The 6,698-nt window shown below is 36.2% G+C and carries 5 protein-coding genes; 1 reads left to right on the forward strand and 4 read right to left on the reverse strand.

Features of this window, described 5'->3' with window-relative positions:
- Positions 1-110 precede the first annotated feature (110 nt).
- Positions 111-1,100 (reverse strand): ketoacyl-ACP synthase III, encoded by a 990-nt coding sequence (locus tag BFA01S_RS20360; RefSeq protein WP_066235269.1) that lies wholly within the window; start codon positions 1,098-1,100, stop codon positions 111-113.
- A 195-nt stretch (positions 1,101-1,295) separates the two neighbouring features.
- On the opposite strand from BFA01S_RS20360, the gene BFA01S_RS22655 reads away from it, so the two are divergent.
- Positions 1,296-1,472, forward strand: coding sequence for a hypothetical protein (locus BFA01S_RS22655; RefSeq protein ID WP_156483978.1), 177 nt, complete (start codon positions 1,296-1,298; stop codon positions 1,470-1,472).
- A 67-nt stretch (positions 1,473-1,539) separates the two neighbouring features.
- Here the strand turns inward: BFA01S_RS22655 and gndA are convergent, their stop codons facing one another.
- From gndA to BFA01S_RS20375, 3 genes are all read right to left on the reverse strand, one after another.
- On the reverse strand, positions 1,540-2,949 hold the full coding sequence (gene gndA / locus BFA01S_RS20365) for an NADP-dependent phosphogluconate dehydrogenase (RefSeq protein ID WP_066235271.1): 1,410 nt from the start codon (positions 2,947-2,949) through the stop codon (positions 1,540-1,542).
- Positions 2,950-3,041: 92 nt separating this feature from the next.
- Entirely contained in the window at positions 3,042-4,274 is a 1,233-nt protein-coding gene (locus BFA01S_RS20370) for a DNA polymerase IV (RefSeq protein WP_412758774.1), read from the reverse strand.
- 527 nt (positions 4,275-4,801) lie between these two features.
- Entirely contained in the window at positions 4,802-6,280 is a 1,479-nt protein-coding gene (locus BFA01S_RS20375) for a GAF domain-containing protein (protein WP_066235273.1), read from the reverse strand.
- Positions 6,281-6,698 lie beyond the last annotated feature (418 nt).

Below are 6,698 nucleotides of genomic sequence, written 5' to 3' on the forward strand. Positions count from 1 at the left end.
GTGATGTGGCGAACTTAGTATGTGTTCCGTTGTTCGGACCTTTACGAGCAGTTGATCTCTCACCTATCTTCTTTGCTTTTGTCACAATCAGATAGGAGTCTTACTGCCGATTAAGCTTGGGATAAATTCCAGTTAATAATATGTCCTGCATGTGTGAGACCTCCACCGAAACCATAAAGCAAAAGAGTGTCTCCATTTTTCAGCTTTCCTTCATTTATTCCTATATCGAGTGCAAGTGGAATGGACACAGCAGAAGTATTTCCCATATATTCCACACTTGTTAATGTTTTTTCTATTGGGAAATTGGACTTTTCACATATAGATTCAATCATTCTTAAATTAGCACTATGCGGCACGAACCAGTCAATATCATTCAGATTTAACTCTGCTTTATTCAACAGTTCATTCATGCCTAGAGGTACGGTTCGCGACGCCCATTTGTACACTTCTCGTCCATTTTGAACAATTTTTCCGTTTGAATTTAAAGGCTTCTCGTCCATCATTGTCGCCAGGTTCGTACGATATACATGTATGCCGCCTTCCCCGTTTGTCCCCATATGTGCTGCAATAAAACTAGGAAACTCTTCATCCTTCTCCACTAAAACTGCCGCTGCACCATCTCCAAATAAAATACAAGTGGTGCGGTCTGTATAATCTGTCACTTTTGACATTGTTTCTGCCGCAACGACTAAAACTTTGCGGTGAAGTCCGGAAGTAATGAAACTGTTAGCCATATGCAGCCCATATGTAAATCCTGCGCAAGTTGCATTAAAATCAAATGCCGCTGTATGCGGAATACTGAAATAGGCTTGAATTTGACATGCCACACTTGGAAAAGCATAGTCAGGTGTTGTTGTTGATACTAAAATACAATCGACATCTGATAAATCCTTTTCAAACCGTTTCGTTAAATTTTCAATTGCTTTAAAAGCTAAAGTGGAAGAATATTCATTGTCTGAAGCAATTCTCCGCTCCCTCATACCTGTCCTTTGAACGATCCATTCATCATTCGTCTCAACCATTTTTTCCAAATCTTGATTAGCTAGACGTTTCTCAGGAACATAAGTGCCGATTGCCGTTATCCTTGCTTTTGATTCCATTTCGCCACCTCTTTTTTATCATCTGATATTATAACTTAATATTAGTATCAGGTACTAAAAAAGTCAATGTTTAATAATCTGTTACAGGGGTATAAATTATAAGACGTTATCGCTCGACAAATTCTGTAAATAAAAGGTTTTCAAATACTAATCTAGAAAACAATATAGCAACCAATATAAAAAGGAGAGACAAAAATGTTTACAAAAAATGCTTTAATCATACATATAATCGGCTGGCTGCTTTTCAGTCTTTTCGGTGTCCTCTTTTCTCTTCAGGCCATTCAATCAAACTTTATTATGACTATTTTATTTTTAGTCAGTTTATTACTTATATCAATAGGACTGCTTTATGATAAAAACACAACGAGCTGACACTTTCAAATAAGAAAAGACTATATCTAATGGAGGATTCCATTGTAGATATAGTCTTTTTAAATGCTTATTTCATCCACTCTGTATGGAAAATACCTTCTTTATCCACACGTTGGTAAGTATGTGCTCCGAAATAATCACGCTGTGCCTGCAGTAAATTTGCCGGCAATGTTTCTGTACGGTAGCTGTCATAGTATGCAAGCGCTGCTGAGAAGCATGGCACAGGCACACCATTTTCGATTGCTAGAGCTAAAATTTGACGTAGTGCCCCTTGATAGCCTTCCACAATCTCTTTAAAATACGGATCTAATAAAAGATTATCCAAACCAGGCTCACGATCATATGCATCTTTAATTTTCTGTAAAAATGCTGCTCGGATAATACAACCGCCACGGAAAATCATTGCAATATCTCCATAACGAAGATCCCAGTTATATTCATTTGAAGCAGCTCTCATTTGTGCAAAACCTTGAGCATATGAACAAATTTTACTCATATAAAGAGCTTTACGGATCGCTTCAACAAGCTCTTCTTTATTTCCTTCATACGCTTTCGCTTTAGGACCTGAAAGAACTTTGCTTGCTTTTACACGTTCTTCTTTCATTGCAGAAATGAAACGTGAGAAAACAGATTCTGTAATGATCGGAAGCGGCACACCTAAGTCAAGTGCACTTTGGCTCGTCCATTTACCAGTTCCCTTTTGACCTGCTGTATCCAGGATAACATCGACAAGCGGCTTACCAGTCTCATCATCTTTCTTCGTAAAAATATCAGCTGTAATTTCAATTAAATAGCTGTCAAGTTCACCTTTATTCCATTCAGCAAATACTTCATGAAGCTCTTCTGCACTTAAACCAAGTACATTTTTCATTAAGAAGTATGCTTCAGAAATAAGCTGCATATCACCGTACTCAATACCGTTATGCACCATTTTCACATAATGTCCTGCACCGTCTGGACCAATATATGTCGTACAAGCATCACCGTCGACTTTAGCAGCTATTGCTTCAAAAATTGGACGTACTAATTCAAATGCTTCTTTTTGTCCTCCCGGCATAATAGAAGGCCCTTTTAATGCTCCTTCTTCCCCGCCGGAAACACCTGTACCAATAAAGTGAATACCACTCTCTGCAAGATCTTTATTACGGCGCTGCGTATCAGTAAATAATGTGTTACCGCCGTCGATTAAAATATCCGCTTTATCTAAATAAGGTAATAGCTGCTCGATCGTCGCATCTGTTGGAACACCTGCTTTTACCATAAGTAAAATTTTACGAGGTGATTCTAAAGACTGAACAAATTCCTCTACACTATACGTACCGACAACATTCTTTCCTTTTGCTTCCTCTAAAAATTCATCTGTTTTATTTGACGAACGATTATAAACAGAAATAGAATAGCCGCGGCTTTCGATATTTAGCGCAAGATTTTTCCCCATAACTGCTAAGCCGATCACACCGATTTGTTGTTTTGACATCTTTTTACGTCCCTTCTAAAATGCGTTATGTACACTTATTACAAATTTGAAAATAACATAGTTTTCGCCTATTTTTCAAGTAAGTTTATTCATTACTCTTGTAAAAAATCTTTATTAAAGCTCGTTCCATTCGTATTATCAACTACTCGCCCGACTTTCATTCCCCGCTTAATAATCCCTTTGCCATACCTGCTGTTTAATTTTTCTATTACGTGTAAAAGGGGTTCATCTTTCGCATCTTTTTCAAATGAAAATAAATCAAGCTGCTTAACTGCTTCCTCTTTTTCAACGAGATCTTGAGCTGTTATTCCTAAAAGACGAATTGCTCCCCCGTCCCAATTTTTATCAAAAAGCTGTTTTGCATAACTGTATAAAACATCGGCTTCCACAATCGGATTATCAAGCTTCCTGCTTCGGGTAATTGTACGGCGGTCATGATAACGGATAGTAATAAAAACCCTCGTCCCCATTACTCCCTTTTTCTTCAATCGGGCACTTACTGATGCAGCAAGCTTTCGGAGTGCCTCTTCTATCTGTCTCGCATTGATTATATTTTTTGGCAGTGTTGTCTGGTTGCCCACACTTTTAAAATCATAAATAGAGTCAGGATCAACAGAGCGATCATCTATTCCATTTGCCCGCCTTTTCAGCCTTTCCCCATTTATTCCAAGCAATTGTTTTAGCTGAATATCATTTCCTTCTGCTAAATCTTTAATCGTCTTAATCCCGATTGTATGCAGTTTCTCCGCTGTTTTTCCGCCGACCCCATGCATATCACCGACAGAAAGCGGCCAAAGTTTTTCATGCAGCTCACGTTTTCTCAAAATCGTTATCCCGAGCGGCTTTTTCATATCTGAAGCCATCTTCGCCAAAAACTTATTAGGAGCAATTCCTATACTTGAAGGCAAAGAAAGCTCCTCTAACAAGCGGGTCTGAATCGTTCCTGCAATCTTAACCGGATCTTTTGTTTTATATTCTGTTAAATCAACATACCCTTCATCAATCGAGACAGGCTCAACAAGATGTGTATACTCCCGCAGTAAATCAAACATCGCTAATGATGCATTCCGATACCTCTCAAAATTAGGAGGTATAACAATAAGTTCAGGACAAATCCTTTTCGCCTGCCAAACCGGCATTGGCGCTTTTACACCTATTGCTCTAGCTTCATAACTGCAAGTAACGATAATTCCTTTCCGCTCCTCAGTTCTTCCGCCAATAGCAAGCGGCTTCCCTTTTAAATCAGGATTAAAAGCGACTTCCACGGATGCATAAAAACTGTTCATATCAACATGAAGAATGATTCTGCCCGCATTTCTCTTCACTAAAATCACCACGTATACATTGATAATTTCAGTGTAGCATTTCTTTGTTGTAATGGGTACTTTATTATATACCCTTAAAAAGGGGCCAAATAGCCCTTTAAAAACATATATTTACTTATTTATTTCTTGAATCCCGATATTGTCTGCTTCCTTTATTTTAAGCGATTTAGGAATTTTCATATAGATAACCGGATCAACAGAATAATCAAAACCGGGAAAGCTTTTATTTTTTTTCGTAATTTAACTGATTGAATAATTTTAAGTTCACGGAGGGAATTTATTGATTCTGATCTCTTCAATAAGCAAGTAGAAAAAATCAGTTGATATGATTTATGAGGACAGTGTCAAAGTTAAAACAAAAGCCAATCACTAAATTCGGACAAAATAATCCAAACTCAGCGATTTTCAGTTTGAGAAATAACGAAAAAATCGAGCCAGAAATAAAAAGCTCGATCTTCTATTTTTTATTTGGATATACTGCATATGTGCCTTTTACTCAATGAATATGCTTTTTTTTCGATGCTCTTTTATATCTCTTTTCCTTTTCCTATCATTCTATTGTCTTCTTTAGATCTTTTATATTGCTGTTCAAGCTGTTCATTAATTATTCTTAACTCTTCTTGCTGTAATTGGAGTTCTTCAGATTGGCTCTGTAGTTCTTCTGTAAAAACTTGTGACTCTTGAAGCAGTATTTCTACTTGCATATGCCTTAAAATACTTGTAATATGGGTGCCGAGATTGCTCATTAGCTCTTTTAACAGCAATTGTTCTAAATTACTAAACGATTTAAAGGACGCTAATTCAATGACAGCCAAAACTTCTCCTTCAAATTCTGCTGGTATAATTAGGATATCAGATGCTGAAGCACTACCGATTCCAGAATAAATTTTTATATGACTCCCAGGAACCTCCTTGAGTAAAATCATTCGGTTCTCTAATGCACACTGCCCAACGAGTCCTTCTCCTAATCGGAAACACTCTGCACCAATTCTCTCATGATCATAAGCATAGGAAGCAAGCTTCTGGAACCTCTTTTCATCCCCATTTCCCTGCTTTATATAGAAGACACCATAATTGGCACCTACCATAGGTGTGACTTTTATGATGAACTGATGTGCTAAAGTCTCTAAATCATCAATACCAGAATACATAGTAGCTATTTCAGCAATTTTCGTTTTTAACCAACTTTGTTCTTCTGCAGCATTTTTTAGTACCTTCTCCTGCATTGAATGCTCTTCTAGTGCTAAAGCCATTTCATTAAACGCCAGAGCAATCTCTCCGATTTCATCTTTTGATGTAATCTCTATACGGGGCAATCTATCAGCTCTGCCATAAGCAACTTTAGTCATAATAGAAGTGACCTTATTCAAATTAGGTATTACCCCCCGTAAAATAAACATAATCGCTCCAATTCCAACTAAAAGACTTACGATTACATAAACAAAAATCAGCTTATTAGCTAGATTATAAGTCTTGTTAGAATGATTTAGTTCTTTGTAAACCGCTTGTTTTTTTATAGTTTGCAGTTTATCAGAAACTTTGTCCATTTCTTCTCTAACTTCCCGACCGCTATCATGCCAATATATTTGCATTATTTGTTCGTCTTTACCTTCTTTTAGTAATGCATCAATTTCTCTATTCATCCCATTATAGATATTACTCAATAACTGCAATTTCTGAACTAGCTCTTGTGATTGTTCATGACTATCCAACTTTTGAAGGGAATCTAATGCTTCATTTATATTTTCGAAGGCTTTCTCCCTGTTTGTCTGCAATTCTGTTTTTAGTTCTTCAGGAGGATTTGCAATTAAGCCTCTTGATTCTCTAGAGTAAATATTCATTTCCTCTGTAATCGTACTAGCCAAGTCAAGCATTTCATAATTCTTAACGATATCCTCCATATCTTTATTAAGCTGGTTCATCATGATCATAAGAAGAAAATGAAGGACGATAAATAACCCGATAAGACAGCCAAACGCTAAATATAGTTTCGTTTTTAATTTCATAAATTTCTCTCTTTCCTTCAATCTGAATTATCAAAATATTTATATTAAAAATCCCTTTAACTAAGAGGCTTTAAATACAAAGAACTTACACCCCCAGTTTTAATATAAAAATGAAGCATCACACATATACCGACCTTTCCTTAACAGAATGTCAATTTCATAAGGTTATTAAAAACTCTAAAACCAGCTATTTTTCATCAACCTAAACAAAACGATAAGTAAAAAAAGAAATCAACCTTTCTTTTTTTGGAAAATAGTTGATATTGTATACAATATATAATAAGATTGTATACAATTATGTATCCAAAGAGAAGAGGTAATTATAAAATAATCCTTTTCTTACATAACTTTCTATGTGATTTACTTCTTGAAAGATTGTCTAAGTATTGTTTTTTATCCCAGCCTTAACGGGCAGTAA

Origin of the sequence: Metabacillus fastidiosus NBRC 101226 (assembly GCF_001591625.1) — a bacterium.
GTDB classification, from domain to species: Bacteria; Bacillota; Bacilli; order Bacillales; family Bacillaceae; genus Metabacillus; species Metabacillus fastidiosus.